The 21,416-nt window shown below is 38.5% G+C and carries 20 protein-coding genes and 3 tRNA genes; 8 read left to right on the top strand and 15 right to left on the bottom strand.

Going from position 1 to position 21,416, the window contains the following annotated elements; translation table 11 throughout:
- Nucleotides 1-6 precede the first annotated feature (6 nt).
- The 8 genes from rplT to HOD97_04450 all read left to right on the top strand — a co-directional run bounded on the left by rplT (nt 7) and on the right by HOD97_04450 (nt 6,521).
- Nucleotides 7-354 (top strand): 50S ribosomal protein L20, encoded by a 348-nt coding sequence (gene rplT, locus HOD97_04485; protein ID MBT4280857.1) that lies wholly within the window; start codon nt 7-9, stop codon nt 352-354.
- Nucleotides 355-1,347, top strand: coding sequence for a phenylalanine--tRNA ligase subunit alpha (gene pheS / locus HOD97_04480; protein MBT4280856.1), 993 nt, complete (start codon nt 355-357; stop codon nt 1,345-1,347). It abuts the gene before it with no gap.
- A complete protein-coding gene (locus tag HOD97_04475; protein MBT4280855.1) occupies nt 1,347-3,728 on the top strand; it encodes a phenylalanine--tRNA ligase subunit beta in 2,382 nt (793 codons plus the stop codon). The genes pheS and HOD97_04475 overlap by 1 nt, the downstream gene beginning before the upstream one ends.
- Complete coding sequence (locus tag HOD97_04470) at nt 3,725-4,039, top strand: cell division protein ZapA (protein ID MBT4280854.1); 315 nt, start codon at nt 3,725-3,727, stop codon at nt 4,037-4,039. The genes HOD97_04475 and HOD97_04470 overlap by 4 nt, the downstream gene beginning before the upstream one ends.
- A gap of 18 nt (nt 4,040-4,057) precedes the next feature.
- Nucleotides 4,058-4,942, top strand: coding sequence for a bifunctional 5,10-methylenetetrahydrofolate dehydrogenase/5,10-methenyltetrahydrofolate cyclohydrolase (locus HOD97_04465; protein ID MBT4280853.1), 885 nt, complete (start codon nt 4,058-4,060; stop codon nt 4,940-4,942).
- A 91-nt stretch (nt 4,943-5,033) separates the two neighbouring features.
- Nucleotides 5,034-5,107: transfer RNA gene (locus HOD97_04460), tRNA-Arg, on the top strand.
- 111 nt (nt 5,108-5,218) lie between these two features.
- Complete coding sequence (locus HOD97_04455; protein ID MBT4280852.1) at nt 5,219-5,530, top strand: divalent-cation tolerance protein CutA; 312 nt, start codon at nt 5,219-5,221, stop codon at nt 5,528-5,530.
- Nucleotides 5,517-6,521, top strand: coding sequence for a potassium channel protein (locus HOD97_04450; GenBank protein MBT4280851.1), 1,005 nt, complete (start codon nt 5,517-5,519; stop codon nt 6,519-6,521). The genes HOD97_04455 and HOD97_04450 overlap by 14 nt, the downstream gene beginning before the upstream one ends.
- A 49-nt stretch (nt 6,522-6,570) precedes the next feature.
- Here HOD97_04450 and HOD97_04445 read toward each other — a convergent pair whose 3' ends face one another.
- The 15 genes from HOD97_04445 to infB form a co-directional block, all read right to left on the bottom strand.
- Complete coding sequence (locus tag HOD97_04445; protein ID MBT4280850.1) at nt 6,571-8,985, bottom strand: leucine--tRNA ligase; 2,415 nt, start codon at nt 8,983-8,985, stop codon at nt 6,571-6,573.
- A 16-nt stretch (nt 8,986-9,001) separates the two neighbouring features.
- Nucleotides 9,002-9,076 (bottom strand) — tRNA-Pro (locus HOD97_04440).
- Nucleotides 9,077-9,118: 42 nt separating this feature from the next.
- Nucleotides 9,119-9,733 (bottom strand): DedA family protein, encoded by a 615-nt coding sequence (locus HOD97_04435; GenBank protein MBT4280849.1) that lies wholly within the window; start codon nt 9,731-9,733, stop codon nt 9,119-9,121.
- Nucleotides 9,734-9,736: 3 nt separating this feature from the next.
- A complete protein-coding gene (locus HOD97_04430; protein ID MBT4280848.1) occupies nt 9,737-10,657 on the bottom strand; it encodes a phosphodiester glycosidase family protein in 921 nt (306 codons plus the stop codon).
- Complete coding sequence (locus HOD97_04425; protein ID MBT4280847.1) at nt 10,654-11,331, bottom strand: DUF2914 domain-containing protein; 678 nt, start codon at nt 11,329-11,331, stop codon at nt 10,654-10,656. Before HOD97_04425 ends, HOD97_04430 begins: the two co-directional genes overlap by 4 nt.
- Before the next feature lie 139 nt (nt 11,332-11,470).
- Nucleotides 11,471-12,478 (bottom strand): T9SS type A sorting domain-containing protein, encoded by a 1,008-nt coding sequence (locus tag HOD97_04420; protein MBT4280846.1) that lies wholly within the window; start codon nt 12,476-12,478, stop codon nt 11,471-11,473.
- A 96-nt stretch (nt 12,479-12,574) separates the two neighbouring features.
- Nucleotides 12,575-12,648 (bottom strand) — tRNA-Pro (locus HOD97_04415).
- Nucleotides 12,649-12,652: 4 nt separating this feature from the next.
- Nucleotides 12,653-13,039, bottom strand: coding sequence for a MerR family transcriptional regulator (locus HOD97_04410; protein ID MBT4280845.1), 387 nt, complete (start codon nt 13,037-13,039; stop codon nt 12,653-12,655).
- A 97-nt stretch (nt 13,040-13,136) separates the two neighbouring features.
- Entirely contained in the window at nt 13,137-14,561 is a 1,425-nt protein-coding gene (locus HOD97_04405; protein MBT4280844.1) for an aminotransferase class I/II-fold pyridoxal phosphate-dependent enzyme, read from the bottom strand.
- Nucleotides 14,562-14,636: 75 nt separating this feature from the next.
- The gene (locus tag HOD97_04400) at nt 14,637-16,802 is read right to left on the bottom strand and encodes a polyribonucleotide nucleotidyltransferase (GenBank protein MBT4280843.1); all 2,166 of its coding nucleotides are present in this window, start codon (nt 16,800-16,802) and stop codon (nt 14,637-14,639) included.
- A gap of 4 nt (nt 16,803-16,806) precedes the next feature.
- Nucleotides 16,807-17,076 (bottom strand): 30S ribosomal protein S15, encoded by a 270-nt coding sequence (gene rpsO, locus HOD97_04395; GenBank protein MBT4280842.1) that lies wholly within the window; start codon nt 17,074-17,076, stop codon nt 16,807-16,809.
- 8 nt (nt 17,077-17,084) lie between these two features.
- Nucleotides 17,085-18,020: a bifunctional riboflavin kinase/FAD synthetase gene (locus HOD97_04390; GenBank protein ID MBT4280841.1), complete on the bottom strand. Its 936-nt coding sequence runs from the start codon at nt 18,018-18,020 to the stop codon at nt 17,085-17,087.
- Complete coding sequence (gene truB / locus HOD97_04385; GenBank protein ID MBT4280840.1) at nt 17,999-18,652, bottom strand: tRNA pseudouridine(55) synthase TruB; 654 nt, start codon at nt 18,650-18,652, stop codon at nt 17,999-18,001. Before truB ends, HOD97_04390 begins: the two co-directional genes overlap by 22 nt.
- Nucleotides 18,633-19,016: a 30S ribosome-binding factor RbfA gene (rbfA, locus tag HOD97_04380; GenBank protein MBT4280839.1), complete on the bottom strand. Its 384-nt coding sequence runs from the start codon at nt 19,014-19,016 to the stop codon at nt 18,633-18,635. The genes truB and rbfA overlap by 20 nt, the downstream gene beginning before the upstream one ends.
- Before the next feature lie 2 nt (nt 19,017-19,018).
- Nucleotides 19,019-21,415 (bottom strand): translation initiation factor IF-2, encoded by a 2,397-nt coding sequence (infB, locus tag HOD97_04375; protein ID MBT4280838.1) that lies wholly within the window; start codon nt 21,413-21,415, stop codon nt 19,019-19,021.
- Between the last annotated feature and the right edge of the window lies 1 nt (nt 21,416).

The raw sequence follows: 21,416 nt of genomic DNA, 5'->3' as shown, positions 1-21,416 counted from the left end.
TACATCATGCCAAGAGCAAACTCATCTGTTCCACGACATCGTCGGCACAGAAAAATCGTAAAGCAGGCCAAGGGCTACTATGGTGCCCGGAGCCGCACCTATAAAGCGGCCAAAGATGCTGTGGTTAGAGCAGGTACATACGCCTACCGTGACCGCCGCCAAAGAAAACGCCAGTTCCGACGCCTGTGGATTACAAGAATAAATGCAGCGACTCGATTGAATGGAATTTCATATTCCGTTTTCATAGCCGGTCTGAAAAATAAAGGAATCGAACTGGACAGAAAAGTTCTGGCTGATTTAGCGGTCAGAGAACCTGATGCTTTTGCTGAGCTCGTAAAAACCGTTCAGGGTTAAATGGATCTTAAGCGGTCCATTGAATCTGTCAAGAAATCATTTTTGGCAGATGTCGAGAAATTTCCGACCGATCCTCAGGAACAAGAATTGTTGCGTGTCCGATATTTTGGGCGAAAAGGGGAAATTGCATCATTATTTCAGCAATTGAAGGATGCCGATCCTTCTGATCGACCTAAATTTGGTCAACAGCTTAATTCATTGAGGGACGAGCTATCGAACGCCTTTAAGGAAATATCGGGCGCTGATGATATCGATGACCAAGCGGATGAAGATCAGCGAATCGATTATTCACTACCAGGATTCAATTTTTCTACAGGATCAATTCATCCGCTTCATCAAATCTTAAAAGAAATAAAAGACATCTTTATTTCAATTGGGTTTTCGGTAGCATACGGTCCTGAAATTGATGATGATTATCATAATTTCCAGGCGCTAAATATTCCAAAGCATCATCCAGCGAGAGATATGCAGGACACTTTTTTCGTTGACGATAATACAGTCCTTAGAACGCATACTTCCAATGTGCAAATCCATCTGATGGAAAATCAGAATCCACCGCTTCGTTATATTGTACCTGGGAGAGTGTACCGAAATGAGGCCATCAGCTTTAAGAGCTATTGCTTATTTCATCAGGTTGAAGGATTGTATGTAGATAAAAATGTTTCCTTTCCAGATTTGAAAGGTACATTGGAATTATTCGTAAAAAGATGTTTTGGGGATGATGTGAAAATGAGATTCCGACCAAGTTTTTTTCCTTTTACCGAACCAAGTGCTGAAATGGATATTTGGAGCGAATCCAGAGGTGAATGGTTAGAAATATTGGGTTGCGGAATGGTGGATCCTGAGGTATTTACTAATGTTGGATACGATCCTAAAATTTGGCATGGATATGCGTTTGGAATGGGAATTGAACGCATCGCTATGTTGAAGTATGGCATTGATGACATTCGTTTATTTTATCAAGGTGATTTACGCTTTTTGGAGCAATTCTGATGCGAATTTCAACTAGCTGGCTAAGCGATTATGTTAAAGTAAATGAATCGCTTGAAGATCTTTCTGAAATGCTAACAATGCTGGGGTTAGAAGCGGAAATTTCATCTAATTTTAGTGAAGTTAAGGGATTGATTGTCGGGAAAATAACATCTGTGCGAAAACACCCAAATGCAGATAAACTATCTTTGGTGACCGTTTTTGACGGTTCGCAATCAGTCGAAGTTGTTTGTGGTGCCCCGAATGTTCGTGAAAACCTTTCCATTCCATTTGCGCCGGTTGGATCATCACTTCCCGGTGGGTTTATATTGAAAAAAGTAACGATTCGCGGAATAGAAAGTACCGGCATGATTTGTTCCGAAAGGGAGCTGGGGATTTCAGATGAGCATGAAGGTATTATGGAATTACCAGACAATTTAAAAATCGGAACTTCTATTTCTAAATGGCTCAAAAGTGAATTCAGTGCTATCGATTTGGATTTGACCCCAAATCGTTCGGATGCGCTGTCACATATTGGAGTAGCTCGAGATTTAGCGGTAAAAACCGGTCGAACACTAACAATTCCAACATCACCGGTTCATAAAGCAGTTAGTCCATCGAAGGATCATATTTCAGTTACGATTGATGACAAAATTGGTTGCCCAAGATATATCGCCGGAATTGTAAATGAAATAACGGTGGGGCCATCTCCGGAATGGATGGTGACAAAACTAAAAGCCGCCGGTTTGAGGAGTATTAACAATGTGGTAGATATATCTAATTTTGTTTTACTGGAATTCGGTCATCCAACACATATGTTTGATCTTGATAAAATTCCCGGGAAAGCAATTCAGGTCCGCAAGGCAAAAAAGGGTGAATCAATCCTTGGTTTAGACGGAGAAAAATATACATTCAACCCAGACCATTGTCTCATTACCGATGGAAAAAATCCATTAGCAATCGCCGGAATTATGGGTGGAGAAGATTCCGGTGTTACAAAAGATACAACTTCTATTTTAATTGAAAGTGCTTATTTTGATCCCATTACAATTCGAAAAGGCGCAAAATCATTAGGACTGAGAACAGAAGCATCACGCAGATTTGAAAGAGGCGCTGATATTAACGGATGCGTAGCTGCATATAACCGGGTGGTTCAATTGCTCATTGATTTTGCAGGAGGAAATCCAATTAAAGGCTATATTGATGCGTACCCAAAAAAATTCAAACAAACATCAGTAACACTTAGAAGATCAGAGCTTGATTTGATTTCAGGACAAAAGATTTCTGATGCCCATGTTTCAAACACGTTAAAAGGACTGGGGATGATTGTAAAAAAGAATGCCTCATCGTGGTCTTGTAACATACCAACTTATCGGCCCGATTTAGAACGTGAAATTGATTTAATTGAAGAAATCATCCGAATTTACGGGTATGATAATGTTCCATCGAGCGTTCATTTTTCGGGTGTGCATTCATCTCGCAAACCCGATCCGGAAGCATCCATTGAGGATGTAGTTCAATTTATGGCCGGGTTTGGATTTGGACATTGTTATTCAAATTCATTAGAGTCAAAACGCATTGCATCCGCTCATGCGGAAACACCTGTTGCCATGAAGAATCCATTGAGTGAAAAAATGGCATTTTTAAGAACAACCTTAATCCCGGGATTGATACAAAAAATTGATTTCAATATTGCAAATGGCAGACAAGATTTAAGACTCTATGAAATTGGAAATGTTTTTGTCCAAAAGAAAAAAGGGCTTAAAGGAATTCATGAAAAACTAAAAATGGCTGGAGTCATTCATGGAAATTGGACTGATAAGGATATCCATCATTCAACGCAAATAAAATCATCTTTATTTGTTGTCAAAGGTGTGATTACTTCTATTGCAGCCCGGTTTGGAATTCAAGATTTGGCATTTCTTCCTTGCAAATCGGATATTTTTTCCAATGCGCAAACGATTCGTCTTTCGGGAAATGATATTGGCACGATAGGAATTGTAAATACATCATTTATTCAAAAAATCAAATCTGGTAAACGAGGTATTTATGGATTCGAATTTGAATTCCAACAGATTGTGGACGCATTAGATGTAACAACACAATTCAAACAAATCAACGCATACCCTGTGAGTGAACGAGATTTGAATTTTGTGTTATCCGATTCTGTCTCGGTAGGAGACGTTTTGGAATCAATGCAAACAAAGGGTGGCGATATTTTAAAATTAGTGTCGCCGGTTAACGAATTTTCAGATGAATCAATCGGATCGGGAAACCGTTCCGTAACATTTAGGTTGGTATTCCAGCATCCTTCAAAAACACTTGAAGATTCGGACGTAAACCCATTGATTAAGGGAATTATAGACGTTGTTTCAAAAATTTTTGATGGTAAATTAAGATCATGAACGAACAAGATAAATCTATAGACGATTCGGACAATTTGGTGCGAGTTTCCATATTTGGTCATGAGTACACAGTAAAAGCACCTGCAGATTCAACGTATATCAAAAATATCGCTGAATATGTAGACAACAAAATGCACGAAGTGCAAGATGGATTGAGTTCGTCTCAATCTTCGACTCGAATCGCAATACTTGCAGCAATGAACGTTACAGATGAATTGTTTACATCGAACAGAGACAAAGACAATTTGTCGAGCGAAGTAGAATCCAAGGTTTTATCTCTAATTGATAAAATCGATCAAGAATTAGCTTAATTTATTTCGGATACTACCATGCCTGAAGCTCAACTGCTTTCCGGGAAAACAGTAAGCGAGTCTGTTTATGCATCGCTGAATTCCAGGATTACTCATTTAAAAGAAGCAAGTATCACGCCGGGACTTGCAGTTATTTTGGTGGGAGAAAATCCGGCAAGTCAAGTGTATGTTCGTAGTAAAACCAGAAAATTTGAAAAGCTTAATTTGTATTCCGAAACTATCCGCTTGCCGGATTCTTGTTCAGAAGAGAAATTGTTGGAAAAAATTCAGATACTTAATGCTGATGATCGGTTTCACGGGATTCTTGTACAGCTTCCACTGCCAAAATCTATAGATGAACAAAATGTTTTATTGTCAGTTGCCCCTTCCAAAGATGTAGATGGATTTCATCCGCTAAATCTTGGACTCTTAACCGCCGGAAACCCACGATTTATTCCATGTACACCAAAAGGAATTTTGAGAATTCTTGAACATTATGATATTGACACAGATGGAAAGCGGGTTGTGGTGGTTGGGAGAAGTAACATTGTTGGAAGGCCGATGTCCATCTTGTTAAGTCTCAAAAGAAACCCTGGAAATGCAACTGTTACCTTGTGCCACACCCATACACAAAACCAAAAAGAACTTACACGCTCTGCAGATATCCTTATTTCAGCAACCGGTGTTCCGGAATCCATTTCGGGTGATGATATTTCTGAAGGTGCAGTCGTGATAGACGTTGGAATTAACAGGGTAGAAGACGATTCGGAAAAAGGGTACAAACTGGTTGGAGATGCGGAGTATGATTCTGTGATTCAAAAAGCAACTGCGTTGACTCCCGTCCCGGGTGGCGTTGGACCCATGACTATCGCCATGCTGGTTGAGAATACAGTGGAAGCTGCTGAAAGATTATTGTCACCATGAGCTAGTATTCCCTGAGCATGACGAAGGTGGTAATTTTGTCGTACTTCGATTCAATATGCTAAAGTATTTGTTGTAATTTTTTTATTTATTTGCGCCCGTAGCTCAGCTGGATAGAGCGTATGCCTCCGGAGCATAAGGTCACAGGTTCGAATCCTGTCGGGCGTACAAAACCAGATTAGGATAATTATTTTAAAATTCCTTATCCAAATCCACAGGCTTTATCCAATCTAATAGTAGAGCTAAACGATAATTATTTCCTGTAGTAAATTTTAGGGTATGAATTATCGGGTTTTACTCACAACTACTTCTTCTAAGGCTGAAGCAAAAACCATCGCTAACGCATTGGTTCAATCAAGAGTCGTGGCATGTGTGAATATAATCCCGAACATTTCATCCATTTACCGCTGGGAAGGGAATATTAATGAGGAAAACGAGTTTTTATTGTTCATTAAGACTAAAAAGTCAAAAGAGCGGGAAGTAGAAAAACTGATACTGAAACTACATAGTTATGACGTTCCTGAAATTATTTCGTTGCCAATCGAAAGCGGTTCACAAAAATACTTGGATTGGATAGATGAGTCCCTTTAACAACAGATCTTTTAAATTTATAACTTTTGTTCTGGTTTTGCTCACAACAGGTACCATTGGGTTTTTTACTATTGGGGGGGATGATTGGAGCATTATAGACAGTTTGTATATGACTGTAATTACCTTATCTACAGTTGGATTTGCAGAAGTCCATCCCTTAAGCGAAGCCGGACGAATTTGGGCAATGATCTTAATTATTTTCGGTGTGAGCGGATTTGCTTACGTTATTTCACAATTTGGGACTGAACTATTGGAGTTTGGTCAATATCGGAGTCGAAAAATGAAAAAACACATTCAAAAACTAAAAGGTCATTACATTATTTGTGGTTATGGACGGATGGGTGCTGTGATAGCCGGAGAACTGGCAGAAAAGCATGTTCCATTTGTCGTGATTGATAATAAAGACACCAAAATTGACAAAATTAAAGAAAAGGGGTTCGATTATATTTTTGGTGATGCAACCATTGAAGAAACCTTGATTGAAGCCGGTATTCAAACTGCAAGAGGAGTGGTAGTAACCTTGGAAACCGATCAAGATAATCTCTTTGTAACCATGTCCGTAAGAACATTGAATACAGATGCCTTTTTGGTTTCTCGTTATGCTATTTATGATACAGCAGCAAAATTAAAAAGGGCAGGAGCCAATAAAATTGTGAATCCATACGTGGCGGGCGGACATAAAATGTCAGAAATGCTTTTGAGTCCATTTGTAGAAGACAGCGTAGTGATTGGAACACCACAACAGAAATATGTAGATCTTGCCATTGATGAAATTGATTTATCAATAATACCGCGTTTCGATGGCGTTTTAATCAGAGATTCAGGGTTAAGAGATGAGTTCAATTTAATGGTTGTTGGAATTGTAGAGGAAAATGGTGATGTTATGTTAAATCCGCAACCCGATACAGCTTTATCCAAGAATCAAACGGTAATGCTTATCGGAGAGAAGGAAAACCTTCAGAAATTTAAAAAAACCATCCCAACCCAATAATTGCACATAACATATATTATGTATAATTGCACAGCCTACTTAATACTACTCACTTGATGACAAAATTTACTAACCGTCCTGTGACGTATATTTCATTTAAAATTTCTTTGGTGTCTAAATATTGAGATATTTTTTCATTTTCTTTGGTAGTTTGTATAATTAAGTCTTTATCGGCATTAGCATCAATTTCAATACTAGCTCGCAGTTTACCATTTACTTGAACTGCAATAGTCATTAATTCTTCTATAATTAAGTTTTGATCATAGTTTGGCCAGGATTCGTACGTAATTGATTTAGTATGTCCCAATTTATTCCATATTTCTTCAGCAACATGAGGAACAAACGGGTTTAATAATAATGTGAATGATTCGATTATCTTTCGATTAATAGATGATTGCGTAATTAAATGATTCGTAAAAATCATCATTTGGGAAATAGCTGTGTTAAAATCCAAATTTTCGATATCATATGTGACTTTTTTGATTGTTTGATGCAATAATTTAATTGTTTCGTCATTTGCTGCATCTTCAATAATATTTGCGTTTATTTCATTATCTTTTATAATTAATCGTAAAATTTTATTGAGAAATCTTGAGCATCCTTGCAAACCGGTTTCAGACCAAGGTTTTGCTTTGTCTAAGGGGCCCATGAACATTTCATATAATCGCATGGCATCTGCTCCAAATTCGTCAACTATTTCATCCGGGTTGATAACATTTCCTTTAGATTTACTCATTTTTGAGCCATCGTTACCTAGAATCATTCCCTGATTGAATAATTTTTGAAATGGTTCTTTTGTGGAAACAAACCCTAAATCGTATAACACATGATGCCAAAAACGAGCATACATCAAATGCAACACAGCATGTTCCTGCCCGCCAATGTAAAGATCAACCGGCATCCAATATTGTTCCTTTTTTGAGTTCCAACCTTCCTGAGTATTTAAAGGATCAATATATCGCAAATAATACCAGCAAGATCCAGCCCATTGAGGCATGGTATGGGTTTCTCTGAGACCGATAATATTTCCGCTATCATCTTTCATTTCTACCCAATCGGTTATATTTGCTAAAGGGGAATCTCCTGTTCCGGAAGGTTTGTATTTTTCTACTTCCGGCAATAATACGGGCAAATCATCCTCTGAAATCGGGTTTACTTTGCCTTTTGCATGCACCAGTGGGAACGGTTCGCCCCAATATCTTTGTCTTGAAAACAACCAATCCCTTAATTTATAATTTATCTGTCTCTTCCCTATTTTATTTTCCTCAAGGTAATTGATCATGGCTGATTTGGCGTCATCTACTTTTAATCCATTTAAAAAATCACTATTAATAGCTGGCCCATCATCTAAAAACGCATCACCATCGAAATCATCGGGAGTATTGACCGTACGAATGATGGGTAAATCAAATTTGGATGCAAAATCCCAGTCGCGTTGATCCTGCCCCGGAACTGCCATAATTGCGCCAGTACCGTATGACATCAGGACATAATCAGCAATCCAAATGGGGATTTTTTCACCATTAACAGGGTTTATTGCAAATGTGCCGGTAAATATCCCAGATTTGTCTTTATTGAGCTCTCCTCTCTCGAGATCCGATTTCAGACTTGCAGCATCACGGTATTTGGATGCGGATTCTTTATGATCATCGGTAGTCAGAGTTTCCACTAAGGGATGTTCCGGTGAAAGCACCATATAAGTAGCACCAAAAAGAGTATCCGGCCGAGTTGTGAAAACTCGAATAACTTCTTTTCTATTTTCTACTTTAAAATCGACATCTGCCCCCTCGGACCTCCCGATCCAGTTTCTTTGCAAATCTTTCACATGATCCGGCCAGTCAAGGTCATCCAATCCATTCAATAAAGATTCTGCATAATCTGTAATTTTGAGCATCCATTGTTTCATTGGAACTCGTTTGACAGGATGTCCACCGCGTTCCGATTTTCCGTCTATAACCTCTTCATTGGCCAAGACTGTCTTTAATTCCGGGCACCAGTTCACAGGAAACTCAGCCTGGTATGCCAAACCTTTATTAAATAATTGAAGAAAAATCCATTGCGTCCATTTATAATAATCCGGATCAGTTGTATTTATTTCACGTTCCCAGTCATAGGAAAATCCTAACATCTTAATTTGACGACGAAAATTAACAATATTCTTTGCCGTGGTCTTCGAAGGATGGGTTCCTGTTTGGATTGCATATTGTTCTGCTGGAAGCCCAAACGCATCCCAACCCATTGGATGTAACACATTGAATCCTTGCATTCGTTTATAGCGGGCTACAATATCGGTTGCAATATACCCCAGAGGATGACCAACATGAAGCCCAGCCCCGGATGGATAGGGAAACATGTCTAGAACATAGTATTTGGGCTTTTCGGAGGTATCCTCGGTTTTAAAGGTTTTATGCTCATCCCAGTAAGTTTGCCACTTGGATTCTATGGTTTTATGATCGTAACTCATTATTTTTTTCAAATTGTCGGGGTGAGAGGATTTGAACCTCCGACCTCGTCGTCCCGAACGACGCGCGCTAACCGGGCTGCGCTACACCCCGAAAATGTCCTAGAATCTAAAAGATATGTTTCAATCTCTACAACTAAATGAAGACCTTGATAAGAATAAATCCACCTATCAATAAAATCGTAAATATAATCGCCAAAATATTAAAATATTTTTCAATGAATTCGCGGATTGGGTCACCATATTTCCAAATAAGCCATCCGACGAGAAAAAATCGTGCAGATCGACTTACGGTTGATGCGATTAAAAACATCCATATATTGACGTCAAATGCACCTGCTGAAATTGTAAATACCTTGAAAGGAATAGGCGTAAATCCCGCAGTAAAGACAATCCAAAAATTATACGCTTCAAATTTGGATTGGATTGAATTAAAAATGATTTCAGAAAATCCAGGTATATGATTAAAGAAAAATAGCGCCAATCCGGAAAAATCACTTTGCGCATTCCACCAAAGGTAATGACCAATGCCATAACCAATGAGCGCTCCGATTACCGATCCGACAGAACATAGCAATGCAAATTGTAATGATTTTGTTCGAAGACCGAGAGCAAGCGCTATGAGAAGAGCATCGGGTGGAATTGGAAAAAAAGATGATTCAGCCAAAGCTAAAAAGAAAAGGGCGATCGGACCATAGGGAGTCTCTGCCCAATGTAGCATCCAATCATATATTTTTCTAATCCAATGCATTTCTTATTCTCTAGAAAAAACACCAAATGCAGACATGACTTCACGCTCTGTAACCAATCCGATGGGTCGGTTTATTAGTTTCCCGCCTACAACCATTGCGCTAGATCCGCCGCCATCTAGATTTAAAGCGTCTACGCAACCGATATCTTTCATTATGATGGCAAGTTCATTTAAGTCGACTCCCCTGCTCTCCAATTGTCTGCCATCTACAACGCAAAAAATAATACTGCCATTTTCATCAATTCCAACAGCAGATCTTGGATGAACGCCTGGGATGGTTGTATTAAAAAATAACTCTTCATCGGATGTGATATTAATTTCACCATCTTTGATAAGAACAGGTCCTGCTTGTATTGCGTCCTGAACAGGCCAATATTTTGCAGCAGAGAAATCTAACGATTTTACAGGATGATTTGGTTCATTTGGTGTTGCATTCTCCCACCGAAATAAAGAGTCATTTCGGGTGTATGACCATGTTATTTCTCCTTCACCAGATTCGGTAATTCCAAAAGCACCTCTAGCGGTTCGATAGCGTCGATTCCATCTCAAAAGTGTAGAAAACGGTCTTTCAAACATTTCATTGGATAAATAGAGAAAACCAACATGGGTCGTTGGGTTTTTATCCATTCGGAAATACCCTGCATTTATAACCAGATCCGCACCTGTACGATTTAAAAATTGGGTTGGCGTTTCTCTCTTATCATTATCAGAAGATACGAGGGCTCTTACATGATATAAAGAATCCGGCCTTTCTATCTTCGCGTACCACACCTTTAGCGGAATGTTTTTATTCTTGCCGGAATAAACAGTTAACCCAGGTTGTGTTTTTCTTTCTTCTTGAATCCAAGAAAGGGGAATGTGTGTGTAGCTTATGGATTCCCTACAGGAAATCAAAAATAGTAATAGAAGGAAAACCAGTTTCATTCAGACTGTGTTTCGTCAGTTTTTGTGGAGTAAATAGAAAAATCAATCGATCTAAGAGTTACTCCGTTCGAATCGCTAATGCTCACACTCCAATCACCCGTATTCTTCGGTTGAATAGTTTGATAACTCCACGCACGCCAATAATGTGATCTACCAATTTCCATTGGGATTGTGGAAATAACGGTTCCATTAAAAGACCATTCATGTTTTACCGATTGCGTTTTCCCAAGATTTTGCACCATGGTAAAACAATACACCTGATCAATAGTATCAGGAAATTCAGTGGCAACACCCACCGGATGTCGGGTTTGACTTACAACATTGCTGCATGTTTCCATTTTTTGAATTATAAAAATATTTGATAAGGTATCAGTTTTGGTTATTTCCATTGTTTGAATGAAAACATCACTCCCAATATCAGGAACATTTTGCATATCATTTGTAATGTTCGGTAATGAAATGATTGAAGAATCTTTTGCTTTTTCTCCCTCTATCATGGGTAAAGTATCTGATATTTCTTCAATTTGGTTTTGTATAGTTTGAGCTGGTATGTTTTGGATAGAATGAGGTATTTCTTTAGGTGTGAAAAATGAAATAAATGCAATATATACAACGATAAGACCTGCGATAGTCTTGAATTGGCGGACATAAACCGCAACCCCAATTAGAATCATTAACATTAGGGTAACTTGCCACACGGATGGGTCAGAAAATATATGCATAGTAAGGGTGAAAATTATAACAACATCAATGAATCCCTAAAATAAAAAAGCCCCCATTTCTGGAGGCTATTTTACATGATTTAAAGAGAAATTATTTAAGGAATATCAATTTTTCCTTCACGGTTGTAATTCCCGACTGGATCACATAGAAATACATTCCGCCCGAAACTGGTTTTCCTGAAGTATTGGTCGCATTCCAGGAAACGTGGTGAGTGCCAGACGAATGATATCCTACAGCCAATGTTTTGATTTCATGACCGAGCATATCAAAAATTTTAACACTTACATTCCCTGCTTCGGGAACCAAATATGAAATAGTCGTCGTTGGATTAAATGGATTAGGATAATTAATTGCGGACAGTTTGAATTCCGTCGCAAATGTATAGCCGTCTGTACCCAATTGTTGATTTGCAGGATTATAATCTTCCATTGTAACTACCCAAAGTTTATCCGTCCCTACTTCACAGTCAAGGGCCCATCCCTCAATGGAGACATTTTCACCGCTTTCAGGTAGAGTTGCAGATGAGTCTGTGTGCAACCAATAACGTAACCTGAGCTTATAGTCTGCTAATCCGTCACTGTCTGAATCGAGGAAGTACCTTGTTCTATCATGCACAGAATCGGTTTCAGCAATAATTGTACCGGTAACCGAAACTGAATCTATATAATTTTCCAGGCCACCGCCGTTATGTGCCCCGTAGCCGCTATCAGGATTCACCCATTCCATATTGTTGAGAGTCCACACTTTCATTGTGGAATGTCCTCTTCTTGTGATGACTCGTCCTGTTACGGTAATTTCATCTCCATCGAAAGGACGCACTGCGCCACTTTCAGGTTCATAACTTTCAGGTCCAAATCTTAAAGATAAATCAATGGTATCATTTCCGTCAGTATCCAAAAAATACCGTGTATGAATAAAACAATGACCAGTATCGCTAAAGACGATTGCCGTTCCCGTTGTAGTTACAGTATCAACTGTTGTAAGATGATTGCCTCCATGTCCATGCCCACCTCCGTGCCCGCCATGACCTTGGCCGGACAGGCCAGCCAAACCAACAATGAAAAAAGGCAAAAAAGTTTTAAGTAGAATTTGTTTCATGAGGTTTTTCCTTTTGAATTAATGTTTAATAATTACGAATTAGTCAACCTTAGAATAAATAAGGTTTAAGAATATACGAAAAAATAATAACAAAAGTCGGAACGACAGGATTTGAACCTGCGGCCCCTGCAACCCCATTGCAGTGCGCTACCGGGCTGCGCCACGTTCCGATTATTATGATTTTCTAATACCTTCAAGAATTGATTCAAGATCCTGTTTTAAATTTAATAGAATTTCAGAGGATAAGGATTTCGATGGCGCCTCAGCAGAACCACGATCGAGTTTTTGTTCCTCTATAGAAGATTTTGCCTCATCAGATTTTAATTTATCCCTCGCACCAGCAATGGTAAATTTTTGGCGATAAAGCAGATCTTTAATCAAAAGAATTAAGTCAATATCTTGTTGACGGTAAATACGATTTCCTGCCCTATTTTTTGAAGGCTTTAGTTGTTTGAATTCTGTTTCCCAGTACCGAAGGACATACTGTTTTAATTCAGTAATTTTACTTACTTCGCCAATGGAGTAATAGAGTTTCTTTATGGATAATGCGTCAGTGCTCATGGATATATTCTACTTAAACTAATACTTTATATTAAAGAGGTTAGAATCCTATTACAACTGAAATTTATTAAGGATGAAAATTATTATAACCGAAATTTTATGATTGAGAAACGAATTGATTATGAAATTGAATCCATTGAGGAAGAACAATTTCTAATCTATTTTTGGGCGGTAAAAATGCAATTCTTAAATGATGAGTTCCATTTTTCTGGCCAAACCCCGCACCATTGACAGTACATAATCCCGTTTCTTCCAACAGAGCCATACAATAGTCAAAATCATTTCTATCAGCCGGCATTTTATTGATTCGTGGAAAAAGATACATTGCGCCGGTACGGCCAAAAATTTCCATCCCATTCATTTCTTGGATAGCTTCCTTGATGATAGTTGCTTTTTCCTTTAACTCCGTAAGTATATTTGTTTTCTCAGATTCATAATGAATAAAATCTTCTGTGTCCTTTTCTATCGGATTTACCATCATATAAATAAGACATTGACCAATTGTATTGGAGCATAAACTTACAGAAGCCTGTTTCAATAAAATGTCAATGAGGTTGATTCCGTAATCATTTACCACAGGATTACCACGTACTTCAAGATAACCGCCCCGATGTCCACATTCACCATGAAATCCTTTAGAGGAGCTGTGTAAACTGAATAGAAGTATGTCCCTCTCACCTTTTTCAGAAGCGAATGATGTGAAAGTTTCACCATAAATATTATCTTGATATACTTCGTCGGCAATAATGGCCAAGTCATGCTCTTCTGCAAAGTCTAACAAAACCGCTATACTTTCTTGGTCCAAAATAGAGCCGGTCGGATTTCCAGGATTAATAACCACAATCGCTTTGACCTTTATTCCTTGTTTAACTGCAGCGGCAAATGAGTCTTCTAAAATGGATTTGTTCAATGACCAGTCAGATTCTTCATCGGGGTAATAGTTCACCTGAGTTCCGCCACACCGCCTAATCGTAGCGGAATAGAGAGGATACTGCGGAATTGGAATCATTATTCCATCATTTTTATCTGAGATTAGGATTTCTAGAACCCGCTTTGCGCCATCGCTAGCGCCATCAGTCAAAAATATATGGTCGAAGTTGGAAAGCTGACTCTTAGAATTTTCAGATTTATCTCTATTATCGATAAAATTTGCAATCGCTTTTCGAATAAATAGTGGACCTTTACTTTCTGAATAAGCTCCAGTTCCCGATCTTAACTCCATTAGGATTGATTCAGCGTATTCTAGAATCGAATTAGAGTAAAGAGAGAGAGATTCCTTCTCGGAAATAATGTTATGAATGAAGTCACGTTCCCTGTTGATTGCAGAGGGAAATTCAAGTAGACTTAAGACTTGCCTATAAAAAGTAATCGGCTTTTGTCCAAATGCTTGTGGATTGCCGATATTACAAGAAATGATCGGTTTGCCTTCCTTTTCCATTTCCTCAGCACGAATTGGAATTTTCCCTCGAACGGCATATTCCATCTCAACCAGGTTTGAGTTGATCGAAATGTGATCGGTCATGTGACTAATTTAATCTTAGTTGAAAAAACTGAAAACTATGAACAGAAATTAATTCATTTTCAGCTCTTTCATGTTTCAAAATCTTTTTTTGCGAAAGGGTTTATTTCCCCGGGAATTTCCTCTGCCACCTCGATGATCGTCGCGTTTTGGCGGTGGGGTCCACCCTTCCGGTTTCTCCAGCAAAGCTTTCCGACTAAAATCTAAACGACCTTGGTCATCCACCTTAATGAGTTTGATCCTAACTTTATCACCTGGATTCAAAACATCTTCGACTTTTTCTACCCTACTCCACTCAAGTTCGGAAATATGAACAAGGCCTTCCCGGCCCGGTGCAAATTCTACAAACGCACCAAATGTCATTAACCTCGTGACCGTTCCATCGAATTCCATTCCAACTTCAGGTTCGAGGGTAATTGCTTTTACAAGTTCAATTGCTTCCTGACAACGGCGAAGGTCAAGACTTGCTGCTGTCACCATTCCATCGTCGTCAACATTTACTTCGCATTCTGTATCAGCAATGATTTTCTTAATCGTTTTTCCACCCGGTCCAATAAGTCCGCCGATTTTTTCCTGCGCAATTTGAATAGATAGAATTTTCGGAGCGTATTCTGACATTGTTTGCGCATCAGAAATAGAATCATACATTATATCTAAAATATGTTCTCTTCCGGTTTTTGCTTGGGCTAACGCTTCTTTTAATAATTCAAAGGAAATCCCCTCAATTTTTAAATCGAGCTGGATCGCAGTAATGCCTTCTCGAGTTCCTGCTACCTTAAAATCCATGTCTCCTAGATGATCTTCGGCTCCAAGAATATCGCTTAAAATTGCATTACGCTTCCCGTCGGTAATTAATCCCATTGCAATTCCGGCTACATGACCTTTAATCTGTGCACCGGAATTCATCAGTGCCAACGAACCACCGCAAATACTCGCCATTGAGGACGATCCATTTGATTCCATGATTTCCGAAACAATCCGGATAGTGTATGGGAAATCGTCGTAATCCGGTAGCACTTGTTTCAATGCACGCTGCGCTAAATTTCCATGCCCTATTTCTCTTCTGCTTGTAAATCCGATTCTTCCGGTTTCACCAACACAATATGGAGGGAAATTGTAATGAAGCATGAAATTTTTCTTGGTATCTAAATCCATGCTATCCACAATTTGCTCATCTCTTGGAGAGCCAAGCGTTAGGACGACCAATGCCTGGGTTTCGCCGCGAGTAAACAAGGCAGAACCATGTGTACGAGGCAGTAATCCAGATTCAATCGTAATCGGACGAATATCCGTCGTAGATCTTCCATCACTTCGAATTCCTTTTGCAAGAATATTTTCTCTAAACGCTTCCTTTAATAGAGTGTTGATATGATCTTTGATCAATTGACTATTATCCGGATAAGTTTCTTCTAAATCTAATTGCGTTTTCTCATGAATATCATCAATTGCTTTTTCACGATCATGTTTATCTGCAATTTGAATCGCATTGTCAATATCACTTGCGACACGATCTTTAACTTCCTTCGCCAAATCTTCATTTTCTTCTGATTCGGGAATCGGACGTTTGACTACATCGCATTCTGCGACTAAAGATTTTTGAAGATCAATGATTTCTTTGATATGATCCTGAGCAAATTCCAAAGCAAGTACAAAATCTTCCTCAGAAATGTTTTTAGCTTCTCCTTCCACCATGACAACGGTATTTTCATTTCCGGAAACCATAATTTCCATATCGGACTCATTCATCTCTTCCCGAGTAGGATTAATGACAAACGAATCATTCAATCTCCCAACTCGAACCGTTGCGATGGGACCATTCCAAGGAATATCAGAAATCATAAGTGCAGCAGATGCGCCGATACCGGTAAGAGTGTCAGCCATATTTTCACCATCGCTTGAAAGGACGGTTGCTATGACCTGCGTTTCATATTTAAATGATTTTGGAAACAAAGGTCTGATAGGACGATCTGTTAATCTACTTGTCAGAATTTCGTGTTCTGATGGTCGTGCTTCTCGCTTAAAAAAACCACCCGGAATTTTTCCACCGGCATAATGTCTTTCCCTATATTCCACCTGCAACGGGAAAAAATCAATTCCTTCACGAACTTCTTTTGCTGCATTTACAGCGATAATTACACAGGTTTCTCCATAGGTTACAATTACAGATCCTGCCGCCTGTCTTGCTATCGTTCCAGTTTGAATTGAAAGTGTTCTTCCACCCAATTCCATTTCTTTCTTCAACATTGTTTTATCCTCTAATTTCTAGTGTTTTAATCACATTTACATATGAATCCGGGTTCGTACGGCGCAAATATTTCATGTGCTTTTTCCGTTTCGCAACCAACGTGACCAATCCTCGTCTGGAGTGATGGTCCTTTTTATTCTTTTTTGAGTGCTCTGTAAGATCTCTGATCCTTGCTGTCAGCATGGCAATTTGCACTTCAGAACTGCCGGTATCTTTTGAATTTTCACCGAACGATCCAATGATTTCTTTCTTTTTTTCTTGTGTTAAAGGCATTTTATCTCCTAATGATATTTGTTCATTAATTGTTTACAGGTTTGTTGATCCGTTGCAAGTTGTATTTTTAACTCTGAAGAATCCATAAATTTTTTCTCGTCTCGAATCCGTTCTAAAAATTCTATGGTTATTTCTTTCTCGTATAAATCACCAATTGATTTTTCAAAAAAATGAACTTCCATAACAAAATCAGTTTCATTAAAGGTTGGACGAACACCCAAGTTACACATTCCATACAGACTTTTACCATTAATCCTTCCCCTAGCAAAATAAACTCCTTTACGTGGTAAAAGCTGATTATTTTCAACTGGAAGAAAATTGGCCGTTGGAAATTTCAACCCTTTTCCTCGTCCTGAGCCCGGCACCACAACGGCCCGGAATCCAAAAACCCAACCTAACTCAAATGATGCTCTTCGTACAAATCCATCCGAAATCAATTTTCGTATATGAGTGCTTGAAATAATCACATCCTGGTCATGGATCGGGTTAATTATTTTTACATCAATATGATTGTCTTTTCCGTATTGTAATAAAAATTCGGGTGAACCTTCCCTATTTTGTCCAAAATGATGATCATAGCCAACTACAATTCGCTTAGGCTGAAAATTGACAACAATTATTTGATTCAAAAATGCTGATGCTGTCATTTTTGAAAAAGAGATATCAAACGGAATCACCAAGGTTTTATCAACTCCTAAATTCCCAATTAACCTTAGTTTATCTTCAATACCAATTAACAGTGGAAAGGTTGAATTCTGATCCAAAACATGGCGCGGATGTGGCTCAAACGTAACCACGACTGAATTTGAATTATGTGCTGATGCAGTCGACACGACATGTTTAATGACCTCCTGATGGCCACGATGCAATCCGTCAAATGTTCCAATGGTGACAACGGATTCATAGGACGGTTTTACTTCCTTTAGGCTGCGGCAGATGTCCATGATTTTTCAAATTCTTTTAAAGATAAAGAATCTTCAACCAAATAGTTTCCAACGCTACGGCGTTGTAAATACGTTAAATGTCCGCTGGTACCGAGTTTTTCGGCAATATCCGCACCAAGTACACGAATGTATGTTCCTTTACTACAATGCACATTAAAGGTGATATTTGGCGATACAAATTTTTCTAATTGGATTTGACTGATATGAATTGGAACCGGTTTTCTTTCAACTGATATATTTTTTCGTGCAAGTTTATACAATCGAACACCATCAATCTTTTTTGCGGAATACATAGGCGGGATTTGTTCTTGATCTGCTAAAAATTCTGTTAACACTTCTGCGATGTCATTATCAGTGAGCTGCGGAACCAAATTCTTTTCAAGAATATTACCGGTTAAATCTAGAGAATCTGTTGATGAACCTAAGGTAAGCGTAGCAGTGTATGATTTAGATTGTGCACTTATTTCAGTCAGAGACTTTGTATCCTTACCTGTTCCAATGAGTAATACACCTTCGGCAAAAGGGTCTAGAGTACCGCCATGTCCAACTTTTTTTACACGAGTAATACCTCGAACTTTTTTAACAACATCAAATGATGTCCATCCGATGGGTTTATAAAGATTCAGAATCATTGGTTTCAATCGGAATATCAATCTTAGATAATACTTCTTCAATTCGATGAGAATAATTTACAGAATCATCAAAATAAAATCTTATTTCCGGAGTGAATTTTATGTGCAATGCTTGCCCTAAATATTTCCTGAAAAGTGAAATTTTTGATTTCATTTCTCGTTCTATCAATTTGATATCCTGTTTAGGTTTCATAACGGTATAATATACCGATGCAATTTTTAAATCCGGGGTAATTGTGACTCGAGAAAATGTGATAAAACCCAGATGAGAAAGATTAATATGCCGAGTTGTTATTTCTCCTAAAATTCCTTGGATTTGATGCGAAACTCTATCAGTCCGCTTATATGGTAACTGCTGTTTCAATATTATCCAAGAGTCCTTTTAACAGTTTTTATTTCAAAAATTTCAATGATATCACCTTCGTTAAATGTTTTAACACCATCAACGCCAATTCCGCATTCAAGCCCTTCTTTAACTTCCTTTGCATCGTCTTTAAATCGTTTTAAAGAAGTCACATTCCCCTCGTGAATAGTTTCATCGTCATGAATAACGCGGGCTTTTGCTCCACGATTAATGATCCCCATTACAACCTTTGTTCCTGCAATGTTTCCGATTTTAGGGATTTTAAATTGAGTTAGGATTTCGGCCCGCCCGACAACCTCCTCGATTTTATCAGGTTCAAGTAAACCTTCAAGTGCAAGTTTGATTTCTTCTACAGCATTGTAAATAATCGAATAATTTCGAATTTCTACTCCTGCTTGATTTGCCTGCAATTTTGCATTCGAACTTACTTGAACATTAAAGCCAATAATCACTGCCTGTGAAGCTTCAGCTAAAAGAACATCTGACTCAGAAATCATTCCAACCGCTTTATGAATAATCTGAATGCCTACTTCATCTGTAGAAAGCTTTTCAAGCGTTTCTGAAAGTGCTTCGATAGATCCATCAACATCACCTTTTATGATGAGAGGGAGGTTTTTAATGGCACCTTCTTTAATCATGGCTGACATAGCATCTAATGATTGAGCACCAATTTTCTTCTGATCAATTTCGCGTTTAATTCTTTGTCGCTCGGATGAAATGCGCTTTAATTCACGTTCATTTTCAACGACCGAAAGAATATCTGCAGTTTGAGGAACTTTATCAAATCCAAGCACCTGAATGGCATCTGATGGAAAAGCCTCCTGGATTCGTTGTCCTCTTTCATTTAACAATGCCCTCACTTTACCGGAGTAGCTTGCGCACATAAAAGGATCTCCAATTTTTAAAGTACCTTTTTGAATTAAAACAGTAGCAATTGCACCGTGTCCTTTATCTAATCTTGAATCAATGACAGTTCCCTTAGCCAATGTATCTTTATTAGCTTTGAGTTCTAACACTTCGGATTCAAGAATAACTGCATTCATTAAATCTTCAATTCCGTCCCCGGATTTAGCTGAAATCGGTACAGCCTGTACTTTTCCGCCCCAATCTTCAACCAGAACTTCATGCTCAGATAATTCACGTTTTATTCTGTCAATATCCGTATCAGGAAGATCAGTTTTATTAATAGCAATAATCAGAGGCACATTTGCAGCTCTCGCGTGATCAATCGATTCTATAGTTTGTGGCATCACGCCGTCATTTGCGGCGACGACTAATACAACCATATCCGTAACCTTTGCACCTCTAGCACGCATGGCCGTAAAAGCTTCATGACCAGGTGTGTCTAAAAATGTAATATGATTTCCGGATTCAAGTTCTACTTTATATGCGCCAATATGCTGGGTGATTCCTCCAGATTCGCCTGCAACAACATTGGCATCACGAATATGATCAAGTAGAGAAGTTTTACCATGATCAACATGTCCCATTACCGTCACAACCGGTGCACGTTCAATCGCATGCGCTAAATCTTCTTCAGACTCTTTAAATGAATATAATTCCTCACCGATGTCTGAAATTTTTTCAGCGACCATGTCGTATTCTTCAGCCAGAAGTTCAATAACTTCCCAATCTAGCCGTTGATTAATGGTAGCCAACACTCCCAAAGCCATACATTTTTGAATGATTTCACTCGAAGATACGTTAAATATTTTGCCCAAATCCTCTACACTTGAAAATTCAGCTATCGAAATATTGGTCCGTTTTTGTTCTGATTCGATCTCTTCACTTACTTTCTCTTTTTTATAAACCTTCTTTTTGGTCTTTGTCTGCATTTTCGCCATGGTAGCTTTCACTTTTTGATCAGTAGTTTTGGCTACATGTGGTTTTTTGTCGCCCGGTTTTTCTATGGGCTTTCTTTGTTTTTGACCAACCTGAGACTCGATGGATGATAAGTCTATACGTCTTAATTTTCTTTTAGGTTTAGCTTGCGCTTCCTTTTTCTTTTCTTTTTCCTTATCTTTTTTGGCTTTTTCCTCAGCTTGCTTTTGTTTTGCTTTCTTTTGATCTTGTTTTGCTTTTTCTGCTGCTTTTTCTTTTTCTTCTTTTTCTAATGCCCGTTGATCTTCTAGAGATAAAATAACTACCTTTTTATGGGCTAACTGCTCTGCTTTTACCCTTGTATCATGAATTTCTCTCCGAACTTGTTCCTTCCGATATCGATCCACATTTTCTTTATCTTTAGCAAATTCATCCATAATAAGTGCATGCGCATCATCATCCACCGGAGACATATGGCTACCAACCACTATTCCTTTATTTTTAAGAAAGGAAACAATCTCCGTATGGGAAATATTGAGTTCCTTGGCCAATTGAAATATTCTTACTGGGCGTGCCATA

Source organism: Candidatus Neomarinimicrobiota bacterium (assembly GCA_018651745.1).
Classification (GTDB): domain Bacteria; phylum Fidelibacterota; class Marinisomatia; order Marinisomatales; family TCS55; genus JAAZYX01.
The sequence above is the reverse complement of the archived record's forward strand: the minus strand, read 5'-3'. Positions and strand labels throughout refer to the sequence as shown.

Excerpts from the sequence above, each read along its gene's own strand:
- HOD97_04390 (MBT4280841.1), bottom strand. The coding sequence starts at position 18,020 with ATGGACATCTGCCGCAGCCTAAAGGAAGTAAAACCGTCCTATGAATCC.
- pheS (MBT4280856.1), top strand. The coding sequence starts at position 355 with ATGGATCTTAAGCGGTCCATTGAATCTGTCAAGAAATCATTTTTGGCA.
- HOD97_04455 (MBT4280852.1), top strand. The coding sequence starts at position 5,219 with ATGAATTATCGGGTTTTACTCACAACTACTTCTTCTAAGGCTGAAGCA.
- HOD97_04435 (MBT4280849.1), bottom strand. The coding sequence starts at position 9,733 with ATGCATTGGATTAGAAAAATATATGATTGGATGCTACATTGGGCAGAG.
- HOD97_04465 (MBT4280853.1), top strand. The coding sequence starts at position 4,058 with ATGCCTGAAGCTCAACTGCTTTCCGGGAAAACAGTAAGCGAGTCTGTT.
- HOD97_04475 (MBT4280855.1), top strand. The coding sequence starts at position 1,347 with ATGCGAATTTCAACTAGCTGGCTAAGCGATTATGTTAAAGTAAATGAA.
- HOD97_04450 (MBT4280851.1), top strand. The coding sequence starts at position 5,517 with ATGAGTCCCTTTAACAACAGATCTTTTAAATTTATAACTTTTGTTCTG.
- HOD97_04425 (MBT4280847.1), bottom strand. The coding sequence starts at position 11,331 with ATGATTCTAATTGGGGTTGCGGTTTATGTCCGCCAATTCAAGACTATC.
- rpsO (MBT4280842.1), bottom strand. The coding sequence starts at position 17,076 with ATGCCTTTAACACAAGAAAAAAAGAAAGAAATCATTGGATCGTTCGGT.
- rplT (MBT4280857.1), top strand. The coding sequence starts at position 7 with ATGCCAAGAGCAAACTCATCTGTTCCACGACATCGTCGGCACAGAAAA.
- HOD97_04470 (MBT4280854.1), top strand. The coding sequence starts at position 3,725 with ATGAACGAACAAGATAAATCTATAGACGATTCGGACAATTTGGTGCGA.
- HOD97_04445 (MBT4280850.1), bottom strand. The coding sequence starts at position 8,985 with ATGAGTTACGATCATAAAACCATAGAATCCAAGTGGCAAACTTACTGG.
- truB (MBT4280840.1), bottom strand. The coding sequence starts at position 18,652 with ATGATTCTGAATCTTTATAAACCCATCGGATGGACATCATTTGATGTT.
- HOD97_04400 (MBT4280843.1), bottom strand. The coding sequence starts at position 16,802 with ATGTTGAAGAAAGAAATGGAATTGGGTGGAAGAACACTTTCAATTCAA.
- HOD97_04410 (MBT4280845.1), bottom strand. The coding sequence starts at position 13,039 with ATGAGCACTGACGCATTATCCATAAAGAAACTCTATTACTCCATTGGC.
- HOD97_04430 (MBT4280848.1), bottom strand. The coding sequence starts at position 10,657 with ATGAAACTGGTTTTCCTTCTATTACTATTTTTGATTTCCTGTAGGGAA.
- infB (MBT4280838.1), bottom strand. The coding sequence starts at position 21,415 with ATGGCACGCCCAGTAAGAATATTTCAATTGGCCAAGGAACTCAATATT.
- HOD97_04420 (MBT4280846.1), bottom strand. The coding sequence starts at position 12,478 with ATGAAACAAATTCTACTTAAAACTTTTTTGCCTTTTTTCATTGTTGGT.
- HOD97_04405 (MBT4280844.1), bottom strand. The coding sequence starts at position 14,561 with ATGACCGATCACATTTCGATCAACTCAAACCTGGTTGAGATGGAATAT.